We start from the raw sequence: 26,545 nt of genomic DNA on the forward strand, positions 1-26,545 counted from the left end.
GTCGAGTAGCGCCCGGCGCAGCCGGACGCGTATCGAGACCCGGCATGTTCGGTCTCGATACGCGTCGGCCTCCGGCCGGCGCTACTCGACCACCGGGGTCCTCGGCCTCCGGCCGGCGCTACTCGACCACCGGAGGCATTCGCACGCCGTCAGGATGCGGTCGGGAGCCGTTAGGGCTCCATGAGGATCGGCGCCCACGCGGCATCCGCGGTGTTGCATCGAGCGTGCAGCCGAAGCCGCTGCCCGCCGCCGCGCTCGCGGCCCGCGGCATCCCCGATCCTGGAGTCCCCGTGCTGGACCTCGTCTACGTCGTCGTCGTCATCGCGACGTTCGCGCTCATCGGCCTCATCGCGAAGGGGGTCGAGAAGCTGTGATCGTCTTCGAGCTCCTCGCCGCCGCGCTGGGCGCCGCCGCCGTCGCGTACCTCGTGTACGCCCTCATCAAGCCCGAACGGTTCTGATGGGCGTGCTCTTCGCCGTCCTCCAGGCGGCCACCCTCGTCCTGATCCTCGCCGTGCTGTACCGCCCGCTCGGCGACTGGATGGCGCGCATCTACACGTCCGACCGCGACTGGAGGATCGAGCGCGGGCTGTACCGCCTCGTGGGCGTCGATCCCCGATCGGAGCAGTCGTGGCCGGCGTACCTGCGCGGCGTCCTCGCGTTCAGCGTGATCGGCGTGCTCTTCGTCTACGTGCTGCAGCGCACCCAGCAGTGGCTCCCGTACTCGCTCGGCCTCCCCGCCGTGCCAGAGGGGCTCTCCTTCAACACGGCGGCGTCGTTCGTCACGAACACGAACTGGCAGTCGTACTCCCCCGAGCTCACGATGGGGTACACGGTGCAGCTCGCCGGGCTCGCGGTGCAGAACTTCGTGTCGGCGGCCGTCGGCATCGCCGTCGCGGTCGCCCTGGTCCGCGGGTTCGCCCGGCGCCGCTCGGGCACGATCGGCAACTTCTGGGTCGACCTGTTCCGCGGGTCGTTCCGGCTGCTCCTCCCGCTCGCGCTCGTCGGCGCGATCGTGCTGCTCGTCGGCGGCGTGATCCAGAACTTCAACGGGTTCACCGAGGTGACGACGCTCGCCGGCGACACGCAGCACCTGCCGGGCGGCCCCGTCGCGTCGCAGGAGGCGATCAAGGAGCTCGGCACGAACGGCGGCGGCTTCTTCAACGTGAACTCCGCGCACCCGTTCGAGAACCCGACCGCCTGGACGAGCCTGTTCCAGAACGTGCTGATGCTGGCGATCCCGTTCGCGCTGCCGCGCACCTTCGGCCGGATGGTCGGGTCGAACCGGCAGGGCTACGCGATCCTCGCCGTCATGGCCTCGCTGTTCGTGATCTCGCTCGTCGTGGTGAGCGCGCTCGAGGCGGCCGGGAACGGCACCGCCCCGCAGCTCGCCGGCGGCGCGATGGAGGGCAAGGAGCAGCGCTTCGGCATCTTCGGCACCGCGCTGTTCGGCTCGACCTCGACGCTGACCTCCACCGGCGCGGTGAACGGCATGTTCGACTCGTACACGGCGCTCGGCGGCATGGTGCCGATGCTCAACATGATGCTCGGCGAGGTCGCCCCGGGCGGCGTCGGATCCGGTCTCTACGGCCTCCTCGTGCTCGCCGTCATCGCGGTGTTCATCGCGGGGTTGCTCGTGGGACGAACGCCCGAGTACCTGGGCAAGAAGATCGGCCCCCGCGAGATCAAGCTCGCGAGCCTTTACATCCTCGTCACGCCGTTCCTCGTGCTCGCGGGCACCGCGCTGTCGTTCGCGATCCCCGGCGTGCGCGAGGACGTCGAGTCGACGTCGATCTGGAACCCCGGAGTGCACGGCATGTCCGAGGTGCTGTACGCCTTCACCTCCGCGTCGAACAACAACGGCTCGGCCTTCGCGGGCCTCACCGCGAACACGCCGTGGTTCAACACCGCGCTCGGCGTCGCGATGCTGCTCGGCCGGTTCGTGCCGATCGTGCTGGTCCTCGCGCTGGCCGGCAGCCTCGCGGCCCAGGACAAGGTCCCGGCGACCGCCGGCACCCTCCCGACGTATCGCCCCCAGTTCGTCGGGCTGCTGGCCGGCGTGACGATCCTCGTCACCGCACTCACCTATTTCCCCGTTCTCACGCTGGGTCCCCTGGCGGAAGGGCTGAACTGATCCATGTCCTCGCAGACCATTTCCGAGATGACCGGCCACACCCCGCGGCCGATGGGCTCGCCGTCGAAGCGCCCGATAGGCGGATTCGGCCCCGGGCAGCTCGTCCGGGCCGTTCCCGGCGCACTCCGCAAGCTCGATCCGCGCGAGATGTGGCACAACCCAGTGATGTTCATCGTCGAGATCGGCGCCGCGCTCACCACGGCGCTCGCGATCGCCGAGCCGTTCCTCGGCGGACCCGGGGCCTCCGGCGGCACCGAGGTGCCGGGCTCCTTCACGTGGGCGATCGCCGCCTGGCTCTGGATCACCGTGGTCTTCGCGAACCTCGCGGAGGCGGTGGCGGAGGGCCGCGGCAAGGCGCAGGCCGACACGTTGCGCCGGACGCGCACGTCGACCGTCGCGCACCTCGTGACGGGGTACGACGAGGTGGCGGATGCCGCGGCCGAGCGCACGCCGCTCAGCGACGTCTCATCGGCCGACCTCCGGCTCGGTGACATCGTCGTCGTCTCGGCGGGCGAACCGATCCCCGGCGATGGCGACATCATCCAGGGCATCGCGTCGGTGGACGAGTCGGCGATCACCGGCGAGTCCGCCCCCGTCGTCCGCGAGTCCGGCGGAGACCGCTCCGCGGTCACGGGCGGCACCCGCGTGCTCTCGGACCGGATCGTGGTGCGCATCACCTCGAAGCCCGGCGAGACGTTCGTCGACCGGATGATCGCGCTCGTCGAGGGCGCGTCGCGCCAGAAGACGCCGAACGAGATCGCGCTGAACATCCTGCTCGCGAGCCTCTCGATCGTCTTCGTGGTCGTCGTGCTCACGCTGAACCCGATCGCGTCCTACGCGGCCGCCCCGGCGAGCATCCCGGTGCTCATCGCCCTGCTCGTGTGCCTCATCCCGACGACGATCGGCGCGCTGCTCTCGGCGATCGGCATCGCCGGCATGGACCGGCTCGTGCAGCGCAACGTGCTCGCGATGTCGGGCCGTGCGGTCGAGGCCGCCGGCGACGTCACGACCCTGCTCCTCGACAAGACCGGCACGATCACGCACGGCAACCGCCGCGCGAGCGAGTTCGTCCCGATGTCCGGTGTCGCCGACCACGAGCTGGTGCGGGCCGCGGCGCTCGCGTCGCTCGCCGACCCGACCCCCGAGGGCAGCTCTATCGTCGACCTGGCGGCGGCTCGCGGCATCCGCTTCACCGAGGCGCCCGCGGGCGAGGTCGTGCCGTTCACCGCGCAGACCCGCATGTCGGGCCTCGACCTCGCCGACGGGTCGATCGTCCGCAAGGGCGCCGGCTCGGCGGTCATCGCGTGGGTCGAGGAGCGCGGTCGGATCCCCTCGAGCGAGCACGAGGAGCTCGACCGCCGAGTGGACGCGACCTCGACCGACGGCGGCACCCCGCTCGTCGTCGCGCAGCGGTCGGCCGACGGCGCGACCCGCATCCTCGGCGTCGTCCACCTGAAGGACATCGTCAAGGACGGGCTCGTCGATCGGTTCCGCGAGCTCCGGCAGATGGGCATCCGCACCGTGATGATCACGGGCGACAACCCGCTCACGGCGAAGGCCATCGCGGCCGAGGCCGGCGTCGACGACTACCTCGCCGAGGCGACGCCCGAGGACAAGCTCGCCCTGATCAGGCGAGCGCAGGAGGGTGGTGACCTGGTCGCGATGACCGGCGACGGCACGAACGACGCGCCGGCGCTCGCGCAGGCCGACGTCGGCGTGGCGATGAACTCGGGCACGTCGGCCGCGAAGGAGGCCGGCAACATGGTCGACCTCGACTCCGACCCGACGAAGCTCATCGAGATCGTCGCCATCGGCAAGCAGCTGCTGATCACCCGGGGGGCGCTCACCACGTTCTCGATCGCCAACGACGTCGCGAAGTACTTCGCGATCATCCCGGCGATGTTCGCCGGCGTGTTCCCGGGCCTGCAGGCGCTGAACCTCATGCAGCTGCACTCACCGGCCTCGGCGGTGCTCTCGGCGATCATCTTCAACGCGATCATCATCGTGCTCCTGATCCCGCTGGCCCTGCGGGGCGTGAAGTACCGACCGCTCGGGGCATCCGCCGTGCTGAACCGCAACCTGCTCGTCTACGGCCTCGGCGGGATCATCGCCCCATTCATCGGCATCTGGCTCATCGACCTCGTCGTCCGCCTCATCCCCGGCTTCTAGTTCCCCGGTGGTCGAGGAGCGCGGAGCGCGTCTCGAGACCCCTTGCCAGGTCTCGATACGGCCCTGACGGGCCTACTCGACCACCGATCACCGAAAGGACCAATGCACATGAGCACCACGCTGCGGACCCACTGGGTCGCGATCCGCGCCATGCTCCTCTTCACGCTCGTGCTGGGCGTCGGGTACACGCTCGTCGTGACCGCGATCGGCCAGCTCGCGCTGCCCGCCCAGGCCGACGGCTCCGTCGTGCGGAACGCCGACGGCGACGTCGTCGGCTCCGCGCTCATCGGCCAGTCGTTCACGGATGCCGCGGGCGACCCGCTTCCCGAGTGGTTCCAGCCCCGCCCCTCGGCTGCCGGCGACGGGTACGACGCCGGCGCGTCGAGCGGCAGCAACCTCGGACCCGAGAACCCCGACCTGATCGCCGCCATCGAGGATCGCAGGGCCCAGGTCGCCGCGTTCGATCGCGTCGCCGAGTCCGACGTCCCCGTCGACGCCGTGACCACCTCGGGCTCGGGCCTGGACCCGCACATCAGCCCCGAGTACGCGCTGCAGCAGGTCGCGCGGGTCGCGGCCGCACGCGGGCTCGATGAAGCGGACGTGCGTGCGCTGGTCGAGTCGCACCTCCAGCCGCGGGACCTCGGCTACCTCGGCGAGCCGACGGTGAACGTGCTCGAGCTCAACCTCGCGCTCGCGCAGGTGGGAGACTGACGCACATGAAGAGGGGGCGGCTGCGGGTGCTCCTCGGCGCCGCGCCCGGCGTCGGCAAGACCCACACCATGCTCGAGGAGGGTCGCCGCCTGCGCGACGAGGGCCGCGACGTCGTCGTGGCCTTCGTCGAGACGCACGGGCGCGCGGCCACGGCGGCCATGGTCGACGGACTCGAGGTCGTCCCGCGCCGCCACGAGGAGCACCGCGGCCTCGCGCTCGAGGAGATGGACGTGGACGCCGTGCTGGCGCGCGAGCCCGAGATCGCCCTGGTCGACGAGCTCGCCCACACCAACGCGCCCGGGTCGCGGCATCCGAAGCGCTGGCAGGACGTCGAGGACCTGCTCGCGGCCGGCATCGACGTGATCTCGACCGTGAACACGCAGCACATCGAGTCGCTCGGCGACGTCGTGCTCGAGATCACGGGCGCGCAGCAGCGCGAGACGATCCCCGACGCGGTGCTGCGCGCCGCCGACCAGATCGAGGTCGTCGACCTCGCGCCGCAGGCCCTGCGCGATCGGCTCGCCGGCGGACTCGTCTACCCGGCCGAGCGCATCGACGCGGCGCTGTCGAACTACTTCCGGCTCGGCAACCTCACCGCCCTGCGCGAGCTCGCACTGCTGTGGCTCGCCGACGAGGTGGACCAGGCGCTCAAGGCGTACCGCGCCGAGCACGGCATCACGGGCAAGTGGGAGGCCCGCGAGCGGGTCGTCGTCGCCCTCACCGGCGGCCCCGAGGGCGAGACGCTGCTGCGCCGCGGCGCACGCATCGCCGCGCGCAGCTCGGGCGGGCAGCTCCTCGCGGTGCACGTGACCGCCCCCGACGGGCTCCGCACGCGGCACCCCGAGGCGCTCGACCGGCAGCGCGCGCTCGTCGAGCAGCTCGGCGGCACGTTCCACCAGGTGGTCGGCGAAGACGTCCCCCGCGCGCTCGTCGACTTCGCGAGGGCGTCGGATGCCACGCAGCTCGTCCTCGGCGTGAGCCGCCGGTCGCGACTCGCCGCCGCCTTCACCGGGCCGGGCATCGGCGCGACCGTGATCCGCGAGTCGGGCGACATCGACGTGCACATCGTGACGCACGCCGCCGCGGGGTCGGGCTTCTCGCTGCCGCGCCTCGGCGGCGCGCTCAGCCGCACGCGGCTCGTCGCCGGCTTCGCGATCGCCCTCGTCTTCGGGCCGCTGGTCAGCTGGGTGCTCACGCTGTTCCACACGGAGTCGTCGATCACGAGCGACGTGCTCGCCTACCAGCTGCTCGTCATCGTCGTCGCCCTCGTGGGCGGCCTCTGGCCGGCGCTCTTCGCGGCCGTGCTCTCGGGCCTCACGCTGAACTACCTCTTCATCCAGCCGCTCTACACGCTGACCATCGCCGAGCCGCGGCAACTGCTCGCGCTCGTCTTCTACGTCGCGAACGCCCTGCTCGTGAGCCTCGTGGTCGACCAGGCGGCCCGGCGCACCCGCGAGGCCAGGCGTGCGGCGGCCGAGTCGCAGCTGCTCGCCACCATCTCGGGCAGCGTCCTGCGCGGCGAGGACGCCCTGCAGGCAATGGTCACCCAGACCCGCGAGGCGTTCGGCCTGAGCGGCGTACGCCTCCTCGTCGACGGCGAGCCGCGGGTGACCGACGGCGAGCCCGCGGACCACGACCGGGTGAGCACGATCCCGATCGGCACGCGCGGCGGGCTCGAGCTGCACGGCGGCGACCTCGCGGCATCCGAGCGCCGGCTGCTGCAGGTCATCGCGACGCAGCTCGACGCGGCCATCGAGCACGGCGCGCTCGCCTCGGCCGCCGAGGCCGCCGACGAGCTCGCGGAGACCGACCGGGTGCGTTCCGCGCTGCTCGCCGCGGTCGGACACGACCTGCGCCGACCCCTCACCTCGGCCTCGGCCGCCGTGAGCGCCCTGCGCTCGCCCGACGTGGCACTGCCGCCCGAGCAGCGCGCCGAGCTGCTCGACACCGCCGCCGAGAGCCTCGACGCGCTGGCCGACCTGGTGACGAACCTCCTCGACGTGAGCCGCCTGCAGGCGGGCGCGCTCGCCGTCACGCTCCGTCCGACGGATGTCGCGGACGTCGTGTTCCCCGCGCTGGACGAGCTCGAGCTCGGGCCCGCCGAGGTGGAGCTCGACCTCGCCGACGACCTGCGCCCGATGCTCGCCGACGCCGGCCTGCTGCAGCGCGTCGTCGTGAACCTCCTCGCGAACGCCGTGCGGCACTCCCCCGACGGCGAGCGCGTGCGGGTCGCCGCGAGCACCTTCCGCGGCCGCACCGAGCTGCGCGTCGTCGACCGCGGCCCGGGCATCCCGCCCGAGCGCCGCGACGAGGTCTTCACCCCGTTCCAGCGCCTCGGCGACACCGACAACGAGACCGGCCTCGGCCTCGGCCTCGCCCTCTCGAAGGGCTTCGTCGAGGGCATGGACGGCTCGCTCGAGGTCGAGGACACCCCGGGCGGCGGCCTCACCATGGTCGTCACGCTCCCGACCGCCGAGGAGGCCGCATGAAGATCCTCGTCGCCGACGACGACGCCCAGCTGCAGCGCGCCCTGCGCATCACGCTCGCCTCGCGCGGCTACGACGTGGTGGCGGCGCGCGACGGCGCCGAGGCGATCGAGCTCGCGGCGAGCGCGCATCCCGATCTCGTGCTGCTCGATCTCGGCATGCCGAACGTCGACGGCATGGACGTGATCCGGGCGGTGCGCGCGTGGTCGAAGGTGCCGATCCTCGTGCTCTCGGGGCGCACCGACTCGGCCGAGAAGGTCGAGGCGCTCGACGCAGGGGCCGATGACTACGTCACGAAGCCGTTCGCGATGGACGAGCTGCTCGCCCGCATCCGGGCGCGGGCCCGGGCGACGAACAGCGCCGAATCGGATGCCGCCACGGTCGCGATCGGCGACCTGGTCGTCGACCTGGCGGCGAAGACGATCCGGCGGGCGGGCGGGCCCGACGGCGACCGCGACGCCGCGGATGGCGGCGCGGGCGACGGCGCCGCGGCATCCGTGCGCCTGACGCCGACGGAGTGGCGCCTGCTGGAGCTCTTCCTGCGCAACCCGGGCAGGCTGCTCACGCGGGAGATGCTGCTCTCGGACGTGTGGGGTCCGTACCATCGGAACGACGCCGGCTACCTGCGGCTCTACGTCGCGCAGCTGCGCCGCAAGCTCGAGCGGGTGCCGTCCGAGCCGCGGCACTTCCTCAACGAGCCGGGTCTGGGCTACCGCTTCGAGCCGTAGCGCTACCGGTGGATCAGGCCCCGATGTCCCGCGCTGGAGCGTTCCCGCTGTCGCCCGCCCTTCGCGCGGGCGCGGGAGTATCTCCCCGCAGAACCGGTAAGCACGTCGACTTGTCGATGTGCCGATTCGTCCACGTGTCGATTTGTAGATTCGTCGATTTGTAGATTTGTCGACGAATCGACCGATTCCGTAGAGGGATACTCCGCCGGCGACGCGTGCTCGAAGACGAGCGAACGGCGCAGCCCTGCATGGACAGCATCCCACTGCGCCGAGCACCTCGCCTTCCGGACCCGCGGGCGCTCATCGACCACCGGCGACGCCCGCGTAGCCTTAACCGGTGCAGTGCCCCTACTTCGACGCCTGGGCGTGCCGGTCGTGCTCGCTCATGGGGCGGCCGTACGACGACCAGCTCGCCGAGAAGCAGGCGCACGCCGAGGAGCTCCTCGCGCCGTTCGACGTGCCCGCCTGGCTGCCGCCCGTGGCGAGCGTCGAGCGCGACTACCGCAACAAGGCGAAGATGGTGGTCGGCGGCTCGACGGATGCCCCGACGATCGGCATCCTCGACGCCGACGGTCACGGCGTCGACCTGCAGGCCTGCGGCATCTGCTCGCCAGGGCACCGTGCCGCGTTCCCGGTGCTCGCGCGATTCATCACGCTCGCTCGCATCGCGCCGTACGACGTCGGCACGCGCACGGGCGAGCTCAAGCACCTCATCGTCACCGAGTCGCCCGACGGCGAGCTCATGGTGCGCTTCGTGTTGCGCTCGACCGAGCCGCTCGGTCGCATCCGCAAGCACTTGCCGACGCTGCTCGCCGAGCTGCCCCAGGCCCGGGTCGTCACGGCCAACCTGCTGCCCGAGCACAAGGCCGTGCTCGAGGGCTCCGACGAGGTCGTGCTCACCGAGCAGCAGACGCTGCCCATGCGGCTCAACGACGTGACGATGCACCTGCGCCCGCAGAGCTTCTTCCAGACGAACACGGCGATCGCCGCGGCGCTCTACGCGGAGGCGCGCGCGTGGATCCGCGACCTCGCCCCCGAGGACGCCTGGGACCTCTACTCCGGCGTCGGCGGCTTCGCCCTGCACCTCGCGGATGCCGCGACCGACGTCACCGGCATCGAGACGAGCGTCGAGGCCGTGGCCAGCGCCGAGCTCAGCCGCACGGATGCCGCGCTCACCCGCGTCCGCTTCGCCGCCGGCGACGCCACCGCGTTCGCTCTCGGCGCGGAGCGCGCCCCCGACCTCGTGGTGGTGAACCCGCCCCGCCGCGGCATCGGCCGCGAGCTCGCCGACTGGCTCGAGCGAGCGGATGCCGCGCACGTCCTCTACTCGAGCTGCAACGTCGCCTCGCTCGCCCGCGACCTCGCGGCGATGCCGTCGCTCCGGCCCGTGAAGGCCCGCGTGTTCGACATGTTCCCGCAGACCACGCACTTCGAGGTCATGGTGCTGCTGGAGCGGACCGCGGGTTGAGGAGGCGCGCAGCGCCGTCTCGAAACCCGCTTCCCCGGGCAACTGGGTTTCGAGACGCGTCCGGCTCCGCGGGGCACTCCTCAACCAACGGGGATCGCTCAGCCCGACGCGTCGAGGTTCGCCGTCAGGCGCTCGAGCTCGGCCATGCGGGCTGCACGTTCGCGCGGCATCCCGGGAACACCCGGCCGCTGCTGGTCGGCCCGCGGCCCGTCGAGCGGACGGAAGTCCACGCCCTGCTGCTCGAGCCACGCGAGGTAGCCGGGCAGGCGGAACGCGAAGTCGTCCCACTCGAGCGGCCCGCCGCTCCAGGCGACCTCGGCGAAGGCCCCGAGCCGCGGGAACACGGCGTAGTCGAGTCGCTCGCTCGTGTCGAGGTGCTCGGTCCACACGTTCGCCTGCACGCCGATCACGTGCTGGAGCAGGGCCGGCGACGACGCGGACGACAACGGTTCGAACGACGCGACGTCCTCGAGCGAGAGCACCGTCCCGACGGGGATCGGCTCGCGCGGGTCGTCCGACTGGCGGTAATCGAGGTAGGTCCACAGGTCGGGGCAGAGCACGACCTCGTGTCCGAGCCGCGCCCCGAGCTCGGCGCCGACCGGCCCGCGCCACGAGGCGACGATCGCGTCCTCCGCGGGCGCCCCGCCGCCCTCGAGCATCTCGTCCCAGCCGATCACGCGCCGGCCCCGCGAGGCGAGGTGCGACGCGACCCGGCCGAGGAACCACGCCTGCAGCTCCGACTCGTCGGCGAGTCCGCGCTCGGCCATGAGCTCCTGCGTGCGCGCGTCGTCGCGCCACCGCGCCTTCTGCGCCTCGTCGCCGCCGATGCCGACCACGTCGGACTCGAACACCTCGCACACCTCGTCGATCACGTCGCACACGAAGGCGACGGTCGCGTCCTCGGCGTTCAGCACCTCGTCGGAGATGCCGAACCGCGTCCACGGCTCGGTCACCCGCTCGCGCACGGCCTCCGCCCCGCCGACGCCGTATTCGGGATAGGCCGCGAGGATCGCCCGCGCATGCCCGGGCAGGTCGACCTCGGGCACGATGCGGATGCCGCGCTCCGCGGCGTATCGCACGAGCCCGCGCAGCTCGTCCTGCGTGTACCACCCGCCGTGGGGAACGCCGTCGCCGCGCGCCTCGGGTCCGTGGCCGAGCTGCGACTCCGATCGATGGCCGCCGACCTCGACGAGCAGCGGATGCCGCCGCACCTCGAATCGCCAGCCCTGGTCGTCGGTGAGGTGCAGCTGCAGCACGTTGAGCCCGTGCGACGCGACGAGGTCGACGAACCGGTGCAGTTCGGGCAGCGGCCGGAAGCGGCGGGCGACGTCGAGCATCACGCCGCGCCAAGCGAAGCGGGGCTCGCCGGCGAGGCGGAGGGGGGCTCGCGTCTGCGTCTCGATACGCGTCGGCCTCCGGCCGCCGCTACTCGACGACCGGGAGGGGCTCCGCTCGGCGCTACTCGACGACCGGAAGGGCCTCCGGCCGGCGCTACTCGACGACCGGGACGGCGACGACGTCACGCCCCGGCCGCCAGCTCGCGGGCGCGAGCCAGCGCGGCATCCGTCGCCCGGTCGAAGACCTCCTTCAGCCGCGCCTCCTCGAGCACCGCGATGGCGCGCTCGGTGGTGCCCTTGGGGCTCGTCACGCGTCGGCGCAGCTCGGCCGGGTCGTCCTCGGATGCCGCGAGCAACTCGCTCGCGCCCCGGAACGTGCCCTCCACCATGAGCGCCGCCTGCTCGGGCGTGAAGCCCTTGTCGATCGCCGTCGCCGTGAGCTGCTCGATGAGGAAGAACACGTACGCGGGACCCGACCCCGAGATGGTGGAGAGCGCGTCGATCCGCTCCTCGGGCACGACGATCACGTCGCCGACGGTCTCGAACAGGGCCACGGCGAGCGCGAGGTCGTCGTCGGTCGACCGGCTGCCCGCCGCGACGCCCGTCACCGCACGGCCGACCACGGCCGGGGTGTTCGGCATCGAGCGGATCACCGCGACCGACTCGGGCAGCAGCGACTCGAAGGTCTCGACCGTGACGCCCGCAGCGACGGACACCACCACGGTGCCGGGGTCGAGCGCGTCGGCGATCTCGCGCAGCAGATCGGGCACCATCGCGGGCTTGACGGCGACCACTACGACCTTCGCGCCCGCGACCGCCGAGCGGTTCGCCGTGGCATCCGCTTCGGTCGCATAGGACGTGACGCCGGGCAAGCCGTCGAGCTCGTCGGCGCGTTCGCGCGAGCGGTTGGTGGCGCGGATGCCGCCGTCGATCTCGATGCCGGGCTGGAGCAGTCCGGCGAGGATCGCGCGGGCCATGGACCCGGCTCCGAGGAAGGCGATGGAGGGCAGCTTCACGGGGGCGTCGGCGCTCATGCGACCATCCTAGGATTGACGCCATGAGCGCATCCGGCGGCACCCGAGCCATCATCGCGGCCTTCCTGGCCAACCTGGGCATCGCGATCACGAAGTTCATCGCGTGGTTCTTCTCAGGGTCCGCGTCGATGCTCGCCGAGGGCGTGCACTCGGTGGCCGACGCCGGCAACCAGCTCCTGCTCATCCTCGGCGGCCGCAAGGCCCAGAAGTCGGCCGACAAGGAGCATCCGTTCGGCTACGGCCGCGAGCGCTACGTCTACGCGTTCGTCGTCTCGATCATCCTGTTCTCGGTCGGCGGCGTGTTCTCGATCTACGAGGGCATCGACAAGATCCAGCACCCGCACGAGCTCGAGGTGCCCTGGCTGCCGATCCTCGTGCTCTCGATCGCGATCGTGCTCGAGTCGATCTCGCTGCGCACCGCGATCAAGGAGTCGAACCACGTGCGCGGCCGCCAGACCTGGGTGCAGTTCGTGCGACGCGCGAAGGCGCCCGAGCTCCCGGTCGTCCTCCTCGAGGACGTCGCCGCGCTCCTCGGCCTCGTGTTCGCGCTCTTCGGCGTGGGCCTCACGATCATCACCGGCAACTCGCTGTTCGACGCCATCGGCACCCTCATGATCGGCACGCTGCTGATCATCGTCGCGATCGTGCTCGGCATGGAGACGAAGAGCCTGCTCGTCGGCGAGGGCGCGAACGACGACGACGTGCAGAAGATCGAGCAGGCGATCCTCGACGGCCCGGAGGCCGAGCGCATCATCCACATGAAGACCCTCTACCTCGGTCCCGACGAGCTGCTCGTCGCCGCGAAGGTGGGCTTCCCGGCCGACCAGCGCCTGCTCGAGGTGGCGACGGCGACCAACGTCATCGAGGCGCGCGTCCGCCAGGCGGTGCCGACCGCGCGGGTCATCTACGTGGAGGCCGACGTCTACGTCGATCCGGCGGCCGCTGCCCCGGCAACCGACGCCATCGTCATCAAGGGCCTCGAATGAGCGCCGCGTCCCTCCCGGAGCCCGCCGCGTCGGCCCCTGAGCCCGTCGAAGGGGCCGTCGCGTCGGTCCCTGAGCTCGTCGAAGGGACGTTCGCTTCGACGAGCTCAGCGAACGGCTCCGCGAACGCGCGCACCGCCCTCGTGCTCCGGCACGACTCCGCGATCGGACTCGGCAACCTCGGCCCGACGCTCGAGGCGCACGGGTACCGCATCGTGACGGTCGACGCCCCCCACGCCGACGTCACCGCGCTCGAGGCGCTCGCACCCGACCTCGTCGTGGTGCTCGGTGGCGATGAGGGCGCGTACGAGACCGACACCTACCCCTACCTCGCCGACGAGATCGAGCTGCTGCGCACGCGCATCGACGCCGAGGCGCCGATCTTCGGCGTGTGCCTCGGCGCCCAGATGCTCGCGAAGACGCTCGGCGCCGACGTGCGCAAGGGCCCCCGCAAGGAGGTCGGCTGGCTGACGGTCGAGCCGACCGAGGCGGGCGCCGCGTCGCCCGTGCGGCACTTCGCCGGCGTGCCGACCGTGCAGTGGCACGGCGACACGTTCGACCTGCCCGAGGGCGTCGAGCGGCTCGCCACGTCGCCTCAGTACGAGAACCAGGCCTTCGCGAGGGGCGACTGGCTGCTCGCGGTGCAGTTCCATCCCGAGATCACCGACGAGATCCACGAGGACTGGCTCGCCGCCTGGGGCGACGAGCTGCCCGAGTACGGGCTCAGCCGCGAGCAGCTGCGCGCGGAGCGTGCCGTGAACGGGCCGCGGGCGCAGGCGGCATCCGCTGCCCTGCTCTCGGAGTATCTCGACGGCCTCGAGGCGCGCCGCGCCGACCGCGTCGCCTAGTTCATCGCGTCGCCGTCGTCCGCTAGGCTCGCCCTCGACGCGCGCCCTGCCGTCGACCGACGTGGGTCCCGGCCACGTCCCCTGCCCCCCAAGGACGTGTATGTCGCGCCCCCGTACCCGAAGCCTGTTCTCGATCACGGCGGCCGCCCTGCTGCTCGCCGGGCTGGCGACCCCCACGCCCGCGGCTGCCGCCACCGATGCGGACGACCAGGTGTACAACTCCATCATCGTGACGGACGCCACAGGTGCACCGCTCGAGGAGGCCTACATCCGCCTCCAACCGGTCCAGATCGGCGGGCAGGTGGTCGGCGCGGCGACGGGGCCGGATGGCGTCGCCACCTTCTCGAATGCGCCTGCCGAACCGACCGCGTACTGGGTCAGCATCCGCTGGGACGGCGTGGGACAGGGCGGCACCTGGAGACGCATCCCCGAGGGCTTCTCGATGTACGGATCCGACCTGATGACGATGGTCAGCTCGGCCGACGGTGGCGAGCGGCTCGACGGGCAGGTGCCGATCGTCCGTGGCACGGGAACCATTTCGGGAACGGTGCTGACCGCGCTCGGGACGCCGGTTGCCGGAGCACGGGTGGAGGTCCGGCGCGTCGGTGGCGTCGGCGACGACGGCGGCGGCGGCTTCGGGACATCGGAGGACGAGGGCGGATACGCCGTCCTCGAGGTCCCTCCGGGAACGTTCGAGGTGTGGGCGACCTGCGCGTGCGGCGCCGCCGACGCCCCGTTCGGCACGACCTCGTCCCCACGCGTCGTCGTGACGATCGAGGAGGGGCAGGCTCTCACCGGGATCGACGTCCGGCTCGGGGCAAAGGGCCGGCTCAGCGGGGTACTGCTGACCGAGGCCGAGGACGGCACCCAGACGACCCTTGTCGACCCGACGCGGGCGGTCGTGGTGTATCCGAGCGGCAAGCCTCCGACACGCGGGTACGCGGGTTACGTGGTGCTGTTCGCGCCAGACGGAGCTTGGAGGCGCGACGTCGAGCCCGGCGAGTACCAAGTCGTCTTCGGGCGGTATCTGACGCCGGTCGGCGGCACGCAGAAGGTCTTCGTGCCCGACCAGTATTACGACGGCATGGCCTCGCCGACGCAGGCGAAGGTCGTGGTCGTTGAACCCGCGATCGAGACCACGGGCATCGACGCGGTCTACCCCGATGCACCACCGCCGCCGGTCGGCCCGGTACAGCGCTCGATCTACGTGAGGGACCAGGATGGCACGGCGGTGCCGGGTGCGGTCACAGTGGTCACGTCCATCGCCAGCGGCGAATCGTTCCGATCCAGCACGGACCAAGGCGGCTTCTCGTCGTTCCCCGCTGCGCCGTACCTCCCCACGCTCGCCGAGCTCCGGGTGGAGTTCCGCGAGGACACCTGGGTGTACACCGCAGCCGGCTTCGTGCATGATGCGCCTGAGGTCGAGCCGACGCCGGTCTGGATCCAGGCAGGCGGCGGGCAGGGGATCATCGGCGACCGGCTCCCCTTCCGTCTGGCTTCCGGCTCGATCTCGGGCACCGTCTCGGCCGAGTGGTCGGGGAGTACGAGTGTGCGGGCGACCCTGACCACCGCGACGGGCGATGTCGTCGCTACCACGTGGCCGAACGCGTTCGCCGAGTTCACCTTCAGCTTCGTCTCCGACGGTTCCTACCGGCTCTCGTTCGACCGCCCGCTACCCGATCCGGTTCTGGCGCCGTTCGGCGTCGACGTTCGGTGGTACCGCGATGCGACACAGCTCGCGGATGCCACGCCGATCGTCGTGGACGGCGGGGCCAAGGTCCGGCTCGCACACCAGGTGCTTGCCCAACGCGGCCGCATCAGCGGGGCGGTCGTCGAGACGTCGCCCGACGGGACGAGCGTTCCGCTCACCGACCGTACGGTCGCGGTGTACCCGGAGGCGGCCACTCCCACCTCGTCCGGGGCCCGATTCGCGACCGTTCAGGCGGACGGCTCCTGGTCGATCGACCTGTATCCCGGGCGGTACCGGGTGGCCTTCGGTCGTTCCACCGTCGCGGGCGATCCGGCGACCTTCATCGCCGAGCAGTACTTCGATGGCGGGACGTCGCCTTCGACAGCGAGCACCGTCGTGGTCGTGGCGGCGCAGGAGTCCAGGGACATCGACGCGAAGTTCGCGCGCCAGGCTTCGGTGTCGACGCCGACGGTGTCGGGTTCGGCGGTGGTGGGGTCGACGCTGACGGTGGCTGCGACGTCGGATACGCCCGGTGTGTCCCTCGCGTACGAGTGGCTCGCCGACGGGTCGCCGCTTGCCGGAGCATCAGGTCCGTCGCTGGAGCTACGGGCCGGCCACCTGGGGAAGGTGTTCACCGCGCGGGTGACGGCGTCCGCGCCGGGCTACGCCACCGTGTCGAAGGATTCGGGGCCGACCGGTGCGGTGGCCGCGGGCACGCTCACCACCGCACGGCCGACGATCAGCGGGTCCGCGGTGACGGGGTCGACCCTGTCGGCGAGCCCGGGCACGTGGATCAGCGGCACCTCGTACGCGTATCAGTGGTTCGCGGGTGGTGTCGCGGTCGGCGGTGCGACCGGGTCGACGCTCAAGCTCACGGCCGCGCACGCGGGCACTTCGATCACGGTGCAGGTCACGGGCACGAAGCCCGGATACGCGACCGCCGCGACCACATCGACCCCAACCGCGAAGGTCGCCTTCCCGGCGTTCGACCGGGACTTCTCCGGCGACGACACGGTCGACGTGCTGGCCCGCACGTCGACCGGGGCGATGCTGATGTACACCGGCGACGGGGCATCCGGGTGGAAGGGCGCGTCGACGATCGGATCCGGGTGGACGGCGATGAACCACGTGTTCGCCGCCGGCGACTTCTCCGGCGACGGACACGAGGACGTGATGGCCCGCGACACCGCCGGACGGCTGCACCTGTATCGCGGTGACGGGAAGGGCGGCTGGCTGGGTTGGGGCGTGGTGGGCACCGGGTGGGGCCACTTGACCGCGATCTTCAGCCCGGGCGACTTCTCCGGCGACGGCAAGGTCGACGTGATGGCACGCGACGGTGCCGGCGACCTGTGGCTGTACCCGGGTGACGGGAAGGGCGGCTGGGGCGCCGTGTCGAAGGTCGGGTCGGGCTGGAACATGTTCGACCAGGTCTTCGCCGTCGGCGACTTCGGCGGCTCCGCCGGTGCGAACGTGATGGGCCGCACCGCTGCCGGGGACCTGTGGGTCTACCCCGCGACCGGCAGCGGCGGCTGGGCCACCCCGGCCCGGGTCGGGACCGGCTGGAACATCTTCGATGCGGTGCTCGGGTCGGGCGACTTCGACGGCGACGGGTTCGACGACGTCATGGGCCGGGACCGAACCGGCCGGTTGTGGCTGTACCCAGGGCGCGGCAGCAACGCGTGGGGGACTCCCGCCGTGATCGGCACCGGATGGGGGCACCTCGCCTTCGTGAGCTGAGGCGTCGCTAGTCCCGCTCGGGACGGCGCAGCGGATCCTCGAAGAACTCGAGCAGCAACCGGGCGGATGCTTCGGCGTCGACGCCCGGGTAGACCTCGACGCGGTGGTTGAGCCGCCGGTCGCGCACGATGTCGTAGAGCGAGCCGGCCGCGCCGGCCTTCTCGTCCCAGGCGCCGAACACGAGGGTGCCGACGCGCGCGCTCACGATCGCGCCGGCGCACATGACGCAGGGCTCGAGCGTGACCACGAGCGTGCAGTCGGTGAGGCGCCAGTCGCCGATCGCCTCGGCGGCGTCGCGCAGGGCGAGGACCTCGGCGTGCGCGGTCGGGTCGTTCGTCAGCTCGCGCTCGTTGCGGCGAGCGGCGATCACGGCGCCGTCGCGCACCACGATCGCGCCCACCGGCACGTCGCGCGTCGCAGGCGCCTGCGCGGCCTCGGCGAGGGCCTGGCGCATCCACTCGCGGTGGATCGGCACGTCCACGAGCCCCTCCCTCCGCGAGAACCCCCGCAACTAGACTCGAGCCTATGCGAGTCCACGTTGCCGACCACCCGCTCATCACCCACAAGCTGACGGTGCTCCGCGACGTGAACACGCCGTCGCCGGTCTTCCGCTCCCTGGTCGAGGAGCTCATGACGCTGCTCGCGTACGAGGGCACGCGGGGGGTCCGCGTCGAACCCGTCGAGATCGTGACGCCCGTGGCTCCCACCACGGGCGTTCGCATCGCCGACCCGAAGCCGCTGATCGTGCCGATCCTGCGCGCGGGACTCGGCATGCTCGAGGGCATGGTGAAGCTCCTGCCGAGCGCCGAGGTCGGCTTCCTCGGCATGGCGCGCAACGAGGAGACCCTCGAGCCCACCACCTACGCCGAGCGCCTGCCCGACGACCTCTCCGACCGCCAGTGCTTCGTGCTCGACCCGATGCTCGCCACGGGCGGCTCGCTCACCGCGGCGATCGAGTTCCTCCTCAAGCGAGGGGCGACGGATGTCACGGCGATCTGCATCCTCGCGGCGCCCGAGGGCCTCAAGGCCGTCGAGGACGCGCTGCACGGCCGCGAGGTGACCGTCGTGCTCGGCGCCGTCGACGAGCGCCTCAACGAGCACGGCTACATCGTGCCCGGGCTCGGCGACGCCGGCGACCGGCTCTACGGCACCGTCGAGTAGCCCTCGGCGCGTCACACACCGGCGCTGCCGTACACTCCGCGACTTCGCGCATCGATCACCGCAGGATCTTCGCGCTCTGACACGCTGGTGCGAATGCGACTGCGGAAGATTTTTCTGAAGGCCCCCTTTTCGCAGATTCTTGCGGTTGGGTAATCCGCTCACCCGATCCTCCCGGATGCCGCGCCGCTGCGCGCACCGTCTGCGTCGTCACACCCCGTCATGCCGGCGTCACGAATTGACACACGCTCGCGTATCCGTTTCACTGGCACCCATGACTGACACCGCACGCAACCTGACCGCCCGCGAGGTGACCAGGAATGCCGACATCATGATGTCGGCGCGTGCGCCCATGTGTTGTCGAATGTGCCGCTGACCGCGACCCGACCGCCGAGTTCCCGTCTCCGATCGTCATCCTGATCGGCTCGGACTCCACCGAACCCGCTCCACGGGGTTCCCCGGCCGAACGGCCTTTCGCATCGACCCCGCCACCGTCTTGGGGTCCATACGCTGCACCGACTCCACAAGGACCAACGTCATGTCTCTCGCACTCGCTCCCGTCCGCTCCACCGCCGTCCGCACCGCCCCGTCGCTCCCGGCCGTGCCCGCTCGCCCCGTCTCGATCGCGCCGCGTCCGGTCGAGCTCGCCGCTCCGGCAGCTCCCGCCGCCCCCGCCGCACCCCGCGTCCGCGCCGTGCCCGAGGGCACCGAGGCCCGCGGCTTCGTGCTCTACGTCGGCATCGACGAGGCCAAGGCCGTCGCCGACGGCACCACGCTGCACCGCATCGTCGAGGCGCTCCGCACCCTCACCGCCGACGTCGCGCCGTCGGCCGAGACCTACGCCGCCGTCGCACTCGCCCCCGAGGGCGCCGGCGGTCGCGACGTCGAGGTCGTGCGCCTCGCCCTCCAGGACCCGGCCGCCCTCGCGAAGCAGCGCGAGAGCCAGGGCGTCCGCGACGACGCCGACCGCCACCCCAACGGCGTGATCATCGACATCTCGCGCAAGCGCGTCCTGCTCGATGGCGAGCCCGCCGGGCTCACCTACAAGGAGTTCGAGCTCCTGCAGTACCTCGTGCTCCGCGAGGGCCGCACCATCGACCGCCACGAGCTCATCGACAGCCTCTGGGACGCCGACGACGAGGCCCCGAGCGAGCGCACGATCGACGTGCACGTGCGCCGCCTGCGCTCGAAGCTCGCCCACTACCAGGACATCGTGCGCACGGTGCGCGGCGTCGGCTACCGGTTCGACCGCCACGCCGACGTCTCGATCCGCCAGGCCTCGACGCCGTCGCCCGACCTGTACTGATCGGGTGAGGAGCCCGGGTTCCACGCTCGCGCGCGAACCCGGGCGGGAGTAGCCTCCAACCGGGGGGACCGCACGCGAGCGGGTCGATGGGGTGCGGGTCGTCGGATCCCCCGAGGGGGTGCGTCGGGATGCGCTTCAGGTCATCGGTGGTGGGCAGCATCCGGGTCTTCGCCGTCACGGGCACGAACACGGTCTCGTTCGGCATCGAAGCGGATGCCGCGGCGCGAGCCGGCCTGCTCGGATTCGCCGTCGAGCGCATCGACCCGACCGAGCACCAGCAGTACTTCATGAGCGGCTTCAAGGTGTTCCCGAGCGTCATCCCGACGCCCGACGCCTCGATCACCGTCTCGACGTTCGAGCATCCGATCCAGAGCCTCGTCTGGGACGACTTCACCGCGAAGCCCGGCCGGCCCTACACCTATCGCTTCCACCCGCTGGCAGGCCTTCCCAAGAACCTCGACCGCACGCGGCCCGTCGTCGAACTCGACGTCGAGACCGAGCAGCTCTACGGGAGCACCCACGACGTCTTCTTCAACCGCGGCGTCGCGTCGAGCCAGCGTTACGCGCTGCGGTTCGGCAACCTCCCGCCCGACCAGCAGCCCACCGAGCGCAAGCGCAGGGAGGCGCTCGCGTGGCTCAGCCGAGACCTCGACGAGGCGATGGTCCGGTTCATCCGTGCGGCTCGGCCGGGCCAGGCGATCCGCGGATGCTTCTACGAGTTCACCTACGCCCCGGTGCTCGCCGAGCTCAAGAAGGCCATCGACCAGCGCGTCGACGTCGAGCTCGTCATCGACCTCAAGGTCAACGAGCACACGACGAACGAGAAGCAGCCCGACGGCACCACCAGGACCGTGTTCCACGCGAGCGACCCGCGACTGCGGAACCTCCAGGCGATCAGCGACGCCGGCATCCCCGACTCGGCCATCGTGAAGCGCGAGGCGCGGCGGTCGTCGATCGCCCACAACAAGTTCATGGTGCTGCTGACGGCCGCCGGGAAGCCCACGCAGGTGTGGACGGGCTCCACGAACCTCACCGACGGCGGCGTGCACGGCCAGGCGAACGTCGGCCACTGGATCCGCGACGGCGCGGTGGCGCAGGCGTACCTCGACTACTGGCACCTGCTCGAGCAGGACCCCGGCGGACGCGTCGGCGACTCGGCGTCGACCGTGCGCACCCGGAACGCCGCGTTCTACGCCGACGTCGCGGGCCTCTCCCCGGCTCCGGCGCTCGCCGCGATCCCACCCGGTACGACCCCGGTGTTCAGCCCGCGCTCGGGCCTCGCACCCCTCGACCTCTACGTCGAGCTCGCATCGCAGGCGTCGTCGCTGGCGTGCATGACGTTCGCCTTCACCGTTCCGGCACCATTCAAGGAGGCCCTCGCGCAGAACACGCCGGCCGGTCCGCTCTGCTTCCTGCTGCTCGAGAAGGAGGACCGGCCGAACGCGCGATCGACGAAGCCGTTCATCCGCCTGAACTCGCGCAACAACGTCTACCAGGCCTCGGGCTCGGAGATCTCGACGCCGCTCGGCCAGTGGGTCGTCGAGACCGACAACCGCAAGCTCGGGCTCAACTCGCACGTCGCGTTCATGCACTGCAAGTTCCTGCTGCACGACCCGCTCGGCGCCGACCCGATCGTGGTCACCGGGTCGGCGAACTTCAGCGAGCCGTCGACGAACGCCAACGACGAGAACATGGTGATCATCCGCGGCGACCGGCGCGTCGCCGACATCTACTTCACCGAGTTCAACCGGCTCTTCAACCACTACTACTTCCGCGCCGTCGTCGATCGCACGAGTCACGGCACGCCGGCCGCAGCATCCCCGAACACGGCAGGATCGCTCGCGCTCGAGGAGGACGACGGCTGGCTGCAGAAGTACGCACCGGGCACCCTGCGCACCAAGCGCGTCGACCAGTACGTGAACATGGCGATCTAAGCGGGAGAGCCGATCCGGCCGAGACGGGGCTCAGGCCGGATCGCCGTGTGGGACGTCCGGGTGATGGTCGTGCGCGTGCTCCGCATGGCCGTCGCGCGCATCCTCCGCAAGGCCTTCGTGCCCGTGGCCGTGCTCGTGCTCGGCATGCACCGAGCAGTGCGCCGCGTCGTCCGGGGCCGGCACGTTCAGCGCCGGGTTCGCACCGAAGAAGCCGTTCGGCTTCAACGCGAACTTGGCGGAGTCCACCGGCATGACCGGCCAGTCCTCGGGGCGTGGGAAGTGGGTCGGGCCGAAGGTGTACCAGACGACGATGTCCTCGCCGTCGAGCGGGCGGTCGCCCGCGATGTACGCGGTGATGCCGTCGCCACCCGGGTTCTGGTGCACGAAGTCGCCGGCCGCGTACTTCTCCGCCGGGTCGTACCGGGTCACGAACAGGTGCCTCGTCGCGAACTCGGCGCGCTTCGCGATCGACGACGACGCGTCGGCGAGCAGGGTCGGCGACTCGGTCGGGTGCAGCACGTACGACGTCGGCCGGCCCATGCGGTTGGTGCGCTCGGTGTTCGAGATCGCCCAGACGCGTGACACCGAGGCATCGGCCACACGGGCCGCGCCCTGCTCGGTGGCGAGACGCGTCACCTTCCTGGTGAACGCATTGCCGTGCTCGTTGCCGGGGCCGACGGGCACCCTGGCGACGTCGATCTCGTCGACCGCGTTGGCCAGGCCGTCGACCATCATGTCGAGGCGGGCGCTGAAGAAGTGCTGGTGATACGGGCCGCCGAGCCCGGGCGCCACCTCGCTCGCGTACGGGTAGTCGTTCCCGTCGCCATCGAGCCCCGGATAGGCCGACGTGAACAGGACGCCGGTGAGCTTCGCCTCGCACTCGATGGTTCCGTCGAGGTAGAGGTACCAGAAGAAGCCGTAGTCGTAGTTGCCCACGGTCGTGAAGAAGCTGATCACCAGGCGACGGGACCGGCGCACCTCGTGGGACCCCGTGAAGATGTCGGAGTGCTTCCAGAGCGTGCCGAAGTCCTCCTCGTGCATGCACATGGCGTTCTCGATCGTGAACGGGTTGCCCAGCTCGTCGGCGAGCACCGCGTCGAAGTACCGGATCTCGCCGACGCAGTCGCATCCGAGCGCGAGCGAGTTCGTGAAGCGGCCGAAGAGGTACTCCCCCGTGTCGAAGTAGTTCTGCCAGAACCGCGCAGGCGAGGGGTCGCCGTAGGGCACGAGCATCTCATCGATCGAGGCGCGGTAGACGATCGGGCGCTCCTCGCCCGATTCCACGAACGAGAGCTGGCGCAGCACCAGCCCTTCTCGCGTGTCGAACGCGATTCGGAACCGCCAGTTCGCCCACGACACCGACTCGCCGTCGACCGTGAAGCTCGGGCCCCCGGGCTGGGTGATCACGATGGGCCGCAGTGTCGAGAGCGGTTCGCCCTGCACGGCCGGGTCGTCGAAGTTCCCGCTCTCGGCCGGGATGTCCATGACACCCGCGTCGACGATGCGGGTGACCTCGCGGTTGGGCACGTCGACGTAGGCCGAGAGGCCATCGACCGGGTGCGCCCACGGGTGGTCCTTCGGGTGATCCTGCCGGAACGCGAGCACGCGCAGGATGCGACGGCCCTCCTCGTCTGGGTAGCCGTAGAAGCCCGACGAGAGCGGCGCGCAGATCACGTTCTCGGGCGTGCACCCGCGGAGCGCGAGCGCGTCGACCCAACGCGGATCGGCGGCGGTGATCTCCGCGACCGCCTCGAACTCCTCGATCAGCACCGGGAGTTGACCGTGCGAACCGTCGAGCACGACGGTGGAGACCACCTCGCCGGCGGACAACGACACGATGTCGTCGGTCGAACGACCGGTGGCCAGGTCCAGCAACAGCACGCGCACGCGGCGCTCGGGCAACGGGCCGTCGCCGTGCTGCCAGGCGAGCACGTCGTGCTTGTGGGGCTCGTCGAGCCCGACGTACGCGAAGCGCGTGGTCGGCGTGAAGTCGGGCTTCGCCATGACGAGTTCGCGCACGCGAACGATCTCGCCGGCGGTGAGGCTCGAAAGCGGGTGGGCGATGCTCGGGGTCTCGTCGATCGGAGCGACGGGGTCGAGGACGGTCATGCGTCGTACCTTCGGGTTCGATGGTACAACCGATCGAGGACCGCGGGTGTGGAGGGCCTCCCCCACCCGGGGGACGAAATCTTGAAAAATCACGGAACGATAACTAGCGCCCGTTATCGATCCGTTATATATTTCTAGAGCACCGACTGTTTGCTGTGGCGGTCGGTGCGGAATGTGATTGCAGGACACTCTTGGTGCAAGGGAGAGGGTCGGTCGTCAGCCTCTACGACCGGCCCTCACCCGTTTCCGGGCGCCGGTTCCCTATTCTTGGATCAGTCGCGTCGACAGGCACGACGGTCGAAGACGTCGAGGGGAGCCGAGGGTGGCGGAACGCGCGATCACGGTCGCCGCATGGGAGTCGCTCTTCCGAGCCCAGGTCACGATCATGCGGGCCCTGGCCGCGGAGTTCCCGAGCGGGGTCATCTCGCTCAACGAGTACGACGTGCTCTTCAACATCACGCGCGCGCCGGGGCGTCGCCTGCGGCTGAAGGACCTCAACCGCTCGGTGCTCATCACGCAACCGAGCGTGAGCCGCCTCGTCGACCGCCTCACGTCGCGTGGGCTGGTCACGAAGGAGCACGACCCTGAAGACGGACGCGGCACCATCGTCGCGATCACCGACGAGGGGTTCACGCTGTTCCGCAGCGTGGCGTTCACGCACGTCGACGCGATCACGCGGCACGTCGGCAGCTCGCTCGACGAGGACGAGCTGCGCACCCTCACCGAGCTGTGCGACCGCCTGCGCCTGGGCGTGAGCGAGGAGCAGCGGGCGCAGCGGTCCGACGAGTCGCCGGAGGCCTGAGGCCCTCCGCAGGAATCGCCCCGTTCGGGGTACGCGCAACCCGTGGATTCGGGGGACACGCGTCTGCTACGTTCACCGGGAGGCCCGCTCCTGCGTCGGCCGAACGGTGGCGTTTCGGGTCGCCACCGTACCGGGCTCCCCGCAACGACAAGCCCTCCCGAGGGAGGCGCTCCGTTGCGGGGAGCTCGACCACGTCGGGCGCAGCGCAACCCGACGCGGCGGCCGCGCGGCATCCGCTCGGCGCCCACTCGGCACCTGCCGCCGGCTCAGCCTCCGATGGCGGATGCCGCGGCGTACTCGTTCGCGATCGACGCGACCTTGTCGACGTAGGAGTCGAGGTGGTTGTACGAGAACACGGCCGCGCGCCATCCCTCGACGCTCGTCATCGGACCGGAGGCGCACAGGTAGCGGGCGGTCGCCTGGGCCGCATCGTCGATCTGGTTGGGGTCGGAGAGTCCGTCGCCGTTGCCGTCGCTCGCCCAGCGCGCCCACGTCGACGGGATGAACTGCATGGGTCCGACGGCGCGGTCCCAGACGGTGTCGCCGTCGAACTCGCCGGCGTCGGTGTCGGCGATGGCCGCGACGCCGTTGCCGTCGAGCGGCGGGCCGACGATGCGCTTGGACGGGTAGCCGTCGTCGCCGAGCGTCGCGCCGCCGTGGCGTCCGTGGTTCGACTCGATCGAGCCGATGGCCGCGACCGTGGTCCAGTCGAGGCCGCACTCGGGCTGGTCGGCTGCGACGGCGAGGTGCGCGCCGACGTAGCCCTCCATCGCGCGACCGGGGATGCCCGTCGCCGCGGCGACCTGCGCGATCCACTCCGAGTCGACCCAGGGCATCGGGAATCCTCCCGAGCTCGACAGCGATGCCGGCTCCTCAGCGCCCTCGACCGGCGCGAGGGGCGGGGTGGTCGTCGTGGTGGTGGTGATCGGGCCGGTGAGGAGCGGCCGGGCGACCTTCTGCCCGTTGTCGAGCTGCGACTCGAATCCGCCGGGCTTTGCCCCGAGGCCCGCGACGTTCACGGCGTAGACGGCGCCGACGGCCAGCGCGACGATGCCCGCGACCACGCCGGTCCAGCCGAGCGTGCTCCGGGTGCCGCGCCACACTCGCGCACCGCGCGCCTCGCCGGGGGCTCGACGGCGTCGATCGTCGTCGTCGTCCTCGTCGGAGAACGGATCCCAGCTCATCGTGGTGCTCCATTCGGGCCGCTCGTCGGGCGGTCGCCCGCCGTCGTTGCGCGTCCCTGCCATCGCGGCGTCGAACCGCACGATCCAGACTACCCAGCGGGGTACGCGGCGTCACTACCGCGATCAGAACCGTTCGAAGCCGTTCGGCCGTGCGCCGGTCCGGTGCTCACCGCGGCGCGCTTCCACCCGCGTAGGTCGACCAGGCTCGGCTGAGCCGATCAGCGGAAGCGCCGGCGCACCCTAGTGAGCCGGACCATCGCGGACGCCGCCCAACCCACCGCCGTGACGAGCGGCACGGCGAGGGCGATCATCGCGACCGGGTTCGGGTGGAACTTCAGTCCGTTCGGGCCGCCGATGTACGCGCCCACCGGGATCGCGTAGCCGCCGCCTCCACCGCCGCTGCCCTCGCCGTGGCCCGCCGGGAATTCGCCCTGCCCCTCGGACTCCCCTGAGCCCTCGCCTCCGCCGAACCCGAAGACCACGAGCGCGGCCGGCACGAAGTCCTGCCCGTTCAGTGTGGTCTTCTCGCCGTACGCCATCTTCGCGCCCCACGTCGGCAGCGATTCCGCCAGTCCCTCGAGTACCTTCGCCATGGCTCGACGGTACGCGGGTCTGCCGCGCACGGCTACCGGCGATCGCGGCACGTTCGGTCGGTAATCGGCGCCGATCCCTCGGGCGGACGGCGCGGCATCCGCTCGACGCCCGCGGGAAAGCGGCGGAGACTGGAG

The 26,545-nt window shown here is 71.2% G+C and carries 21 protein-coding genes; 15 read left to right on the forward strand and 6 right to left on the reverse strand.

Features of this window, described 5'->3' with window-relative positions; translation table 11 throughout:
- Positions 1-224: 224 nt before the first annotated feature.
- The 8 genes from ACFVN5_RS00005 (at position 225) to rlmC (ending at position 9,695) form a co-directional block, all read left to right on the forward strand.
- Entirely contained in the window at positions 225-374 is a 150-nt protein-coding gene (locus ACFVN5_RS00005; RefSeq protein ID WP_187432513.1) for a hypothetical protein, read from the forward strand.
- Positions 371-460: a potassium-transporting ATPase subunit F gene (locus tag ACFVN5_RS00010; protein WP_376952574.1), complete on the forward strand. Its 90-nt coding sequence runs from the start codon at positions 371-373 to the stop codon at positions 458-460. The genes ACFVN5_RS00005 and ACFVN5_RS00010 overlap by 4 nt, the downstream gene beginning before the upstream one ends.
- The gene (kdpA, locus tag ACFVN5_RS00015) at positions 460-2,133 is read left to right on the forward strand and encodes a potassium-transporting ATPase subunit KdpA (RefSeq protein WP_376952575.1); all 1,674 of its coding nucleotides are present in this window, start codon (positions 460-462) and stop codon (positions 2,131-2,133) included. The genes ACFVN5_RS00010 and kdpA overlap by 1 nt, the downstream gene beginning before the upstream one ends.
- A gap of 51 nt (positions 2,134-2,184) precedes the next feature.
- A complete protein-coding gene (gene kdpB, locus ACFVN5_RS00020) occupies positions 2,185-4,302 on the forward strand; it encodes a potassium-transporting ATPase subunit KdpB (RefSeq protein ID WP_376954273.1) in 2,118 nt (705 codons plus the stop codon).
- 102 nt (positions 4,303-4,404) lie between these two features.
- Positions 4,405-5,013 carry a potassium-transporting ATPase subunit KdpC gene (kdpC, locus tag ACFVN5_RS00025; protein WP_376952576.1) on the forward strand — a complete coding sequence of 203 codons (609 nt, stop codon included), beginning with the start codon at positions 4,405-4,407 and terminating at the stop codon, positions 5,011-5,013.
- 5 nt (positions 5,014-5,018) lie between these two features.
- Positions 5,019-7,502: an ATP-binding protein gene (locus ACFVN5_RS00030; protein ID WP_376952577.1), complete on the forward strand. Its 2,484-nt coding sequence runs from the start codon at positions 5,019-5,021 to the stop codon at positions 7,500-7,502.
- Positions 7,499-8,227 carry a response regulator gene (locus tag ACFVN5_RS00035; RefSeq protein ID WP_376952578.1) on the forward strand — a complete coding sequence of 243 codons (729 nt, stop codon included), beginning with the start codon at positions 7,499-7,501 and terminating at the stop codon, positions 8,225-8,227. Before ACFVN5_RS00030 ends, ACFVN5_RS00035 begins: the two co-directional genes overlap by 4 nt.
- Positions 8,228-8,564: 337 nt before the next feature.
- Positions 8,565-9,695, forward strand: coding sequence for a 23S rRNA (uracil(747)-C(5))-methyltransferase RlmC (gene rlmC, locus ACFVN5_RS00040; protein WP_376952579.1), 1,131 nt, complete (start codon positions 8,565-8,567; stop codon positions 9,693-9,695).
- Between the two features lie 98 nt (positions 9,696-9,793).
- Here the strand turns inward: rlmC and ACFVN5_RS00045 are convergent, their stop codons facing one another.
- Together ACFVN5_RS00045 and proC are read right to left on the reverse strand one after the other, a co-directional pair.
- Positions 9,794-11,218 carry a beta-N-acetylhexosaminidase gene (locus ACFVN5_RS00045; protein ID WP_376952580.1) on the reverse strand — a complete coding sequence of 475 codons (1,425 nt, stop codon included), beginning with the start codon at positions 11,216-11,218 and terminating at the stop codon, positions 9,794-9,796.
- Complete coding sequence (proC, locus tag ACFVN5_RS00050) at positions 11,215-12,066, reverse strand: pyrroline-5-carboxylate reductase (protein ID WP_376952581.1); 852 nt, start codon at positions 12,064-12,066, stop codon at positions 11,215-11,217. Before proC ends, ACFVN5_RS00045 begins: the two co-directional genes overlap by 4 nt.
- A gap of 23 nt (positions 12,067-12,089) precedes the next feature.
- On the opposite strand from proC, the gene ACFVN5_RS00055 reads away from it, so the two are divergent.
- The 3 genes from ACFVN5_RS00055 (at position 12,090) to ACFVN5_RS00065 (ending at position 17,324) form a co-directional block, all read left to right on the forward strand.
- Positions 12,090-13,052 (forward strand): cation diffusion facilitator family transporter, encoded by a 963-nt coding sequence (locus tag ACFVN5_RS00055; RefSeq protein ID WP_376952582.1) that lies wholly within the window; start codon positions 12,090-12,092, stop codon positions 13,050-13,052.
- Positions 13,049-13,897 carry a glutamine amidotransferase gene (locus ACFVN5_RS00060; RefSeq protein ID WP_376952583.1) on the forward strand — a complete coding sequence of 283 codons (849 nt, stop codon included), beginning with the start codon at positions 13,049-13,051 and terminating at the stop codon, positions 13,895-13,897. Before ACFVN5_RS00055 ends, ACFVN5_RS00060 begins: the two co-directional genes overlap by 4 nt.
- A 100-nt stretch (positions 13,898-13,997) precedes the next feature.
- Entirely contained in the window at positions 13,998-17,324 is a 3,327-nt protein-coding gene (locus ACFVN5_RS00065) for an FG-GAP-like repeat-containing protein (RefSeq protein ID WP_376952584.1), read from the forward strand.
- A gap of 7 nt (positions 17,325-17,331) precedes the next feature.
- Here ACFVN5_RS00065 and tadA read toward each other — a convergent pair whose 3' ends face one another.
- Positions 17,332-17,778 (reverse strand): tRNA adenosine(34) deaminase TadA, encoded by a 447-nt coding sequence (gene tadA, locus ACFVN5_RS00070; RefSeq protein ID WP_376954275.1) that lies wholly within the window; start codon positions 17,776-17,778, stop codon positions 17,332-17,334.
- A gap of 71 nt (positions 17,779-17,849) precedes the next feature.
- Here tadA and upp point away from each other — a divergent pair, with 71 nt between their 5' ends.
- The 3 genes from upp (at position 17,850) to ACFVN5_RS00085 (ending at position 21,722) form a co-directional block, all read left to right on the forward strand.
- Positions 17,850-18,485, forward strand: a complete 636-nt coding sequence (gene upp / locus ACFVN5_RS00075) for a uracil phosphoribosyltransferase (RefSeq protein ID WP_376952585.1) — start codon at positions 17,850-17,852, stop codon at positions 18,483-18,485.
- A 535-nt stretch (positions 18,486-19,020) separates the two neighbouring features.
- Positions 19,021-19,788, forward strand: coding sequence for a winged helix-turn-helix domain-containing protein (locus tag ACFVN5_RS00080; protein ID WP_376952586.1), 768 nt, complete (start codon positions 19,021-19,023; stop codon positions 19,786-19,788).
- A gap of 128 nt (positions 19,789-19,916) precedes the next feature.
- Positions 19,917-21,722 (forward strand): phospholipase D-like domain-containing protein, encoded by a 1,806-nt coding sequence (locus ACFVN5_RS00085; RefSeq protein WP_376952587.1) that lies wholly within the window; start codon positions 19,917-19,919, stop codon positions 21,720-21,722.
- A gap of 30 nt (positions 21,723-21,752) precedes the next feature.
- Here the strand turns inward: ACFVN5_RS00085 and ACFVN5_RS00090 are convergent, their stop codons facing one another.
- Positions 21,753-23,831, reverse strand: a complete 2,079-nt coding sequence (locus tag ACFVN5_RS00090; protein ID WP_376952588.1) for a primary-amine oxidase — start codon at positions 23,829-23,831, stop codon at positions 21,753-21,755.
- A gap of 322 nt (positions 23,832-24,153) precedes the next feature.
- Between ACFVN5_RS00090 and ACFVN5_RS00095 the strand changes: the two genes are divergently transcribed.
- The gene (locus ACFVN5_RS00095; RefSeq protein WP_376952589.1) at positions 24,154-24,633 is read left to right on the forward strand and encodes a MarR family winged helix-turn-helix transcriptional regulator; all 480 of its coding nucleotides are present in this window, start codon (positions 24,154-24,156) and stop codon (positions 24,631-24,633) included.
- Between the two features lie 266 nt (positions 24,634-24,899).
- Here ACFVN5_RS00095 and ACFVN5_RS00100 read toward each other — a convergent pair whose 3' ends face one another.
- Together ACFVN5_RS00100 and ACFVN5_RS00105 are read right to left on the reverse strand one after the other, a co-directional pair.
- Entirely contained in the window at positions 24,900-25,898 is a 999-nt protein-coding gene (locus tag ACFVN5_RS00100; protein WP_376952590.1) for a lytic transglycosylase domain-containing protein, read from the reverse strand.
- A gap of 137 nt (positions 25,899-26,035) precedes the next feature.
- On the reverse strand, positions 26,036-26,410 hold the full coding sequence (locus tag ACFVN5_RS00105) for a hypothetical protein (RefSeq protein WP_376952591.1): 375 nt from the start codon (positions 26,408-26,410) through the stop codon (positions 26,036-26,038).
- Between the last annotated feature and the right edge of the window lie 135 nt (positions 26,411-26,545).

The sequence above is a fragment of the Agromyces sp. NPDC057865 genome (genome assembly GCF_042796995.1).
GTDB lineage: Bacteria > Actinomycetota > Actinomycetes > Actinomycetales > Microbacteriaceae > Agromyces.

Excerpts from the sequence above, each read along its gene's own strand:
- kdpA (WP_376952575.1), top strand. The coding sequence starts at position 460 with ATGGGCGTGCTCTTCGCCGTCCTCCAGGCGGCCACCCTCGTCCTGATC.
- kdpB (WP_376954273.1), top strand. The coding sequence starts at position 2,185 with ATGGGCTCGCCGTCGAAGCGCCCGATAGGCGGATTCGGCCCCGGGCAG.
- kdpC (WP_376952576.1), top strand. The coding sequence starts at position 4,405 with ATGCACATGAGCACCACGCTGCGGACCCACTGGGTCGCGATCCGCGCC.
- ACFVN5_RS00030 (WP_376952577.1), top strand. The coding sequence starts at position 5,019 with ATGAAGAGGGGGCGGCTGCGGGTGCTCCTCGGCGCCGCGCCCGGCGTC.
- ACFVN5_RS00035 (WP_376952578.1), top strand. The coding sequence starts at position 7,499 with ATGAAGATCCTCGTCGCCGACGACGACGCCCAGCTGCAGCGCGCCCTG.
- proC (WP_376952581.1), bottom strand. The coding sequence starts at position 12,066 with ATGAGCGCCGACGCCCCCGTGAAGCTGCCCTCCATCGCCTTCCTCGGA.
- ACFVN5_RS00055 (WP_376952582.1), top strand. The coding sequence starts at position 12,090 with ATGAGCGCATCCGGCGGCACCCGAGCCATCATCGCGGCCTTCCTGGCC.
- ACFVN5_RS00060 (WP_376952583.1), top strand. The coding sequence starts at position 13,049 with ATGAGCGCCGCGTCCCTCCCGGAGCCCGCCGCGTCGGCCCCTGAGCCC.
- ACFVN5_RS00065 (WP_376952584.1), top strand. The coding sequence starts at position 13,998 with ATGTCGCGCCCCCGTACCCGAAGCCTGTTCTCGATCACGGCGGCCGCC.
- tadA (WP_376954275.1), bottom strand. The coding sequence starts at position 17,778 with ATGCGCCAGGCCCTCGCCGAGGCCGCGCAGGCGCCTGCGACGCGCGAC.
- upp (WP_376952585.1), top strand. The coding sequence starts at position 17,850 with ATGCGAGTCCACGTTGCCGACCACCCGCTCATCACCCACAAGCTGACG.
- ACFVN5_RS00080 (WP_376952586.1), top strand. The coding sequence starts at position 19,021 with ATGTCTCTCGCACTCGCTCCCGTCCGCTCCACCGCCGTCCGCACCGCC.
- ACFVN5_RS00085 (WP_376952587.1), top strand. The coding sequence starts at position 19,917 with ATGCGCTTCAGGTCATCGGTGGTGGGCAGCATCCGGGTCTTCGCCGTC.
- ACFVN5_RS00090 (WP_376952588.1), bottom strand. The coding sequence starts at position 23,831 with ATGACCGTCCTCGACCCCGTCGCTCCGATCGACGAGACCCCGAGCATC.
- ACFVN5_RS00105 (WP_376952591.1), bottom strand. The coding sequence starts at position 26,410 with ATGGCGAAGGTACTCGAGGGACTGGCGGAATCGCTGCCGACGTGGGGC.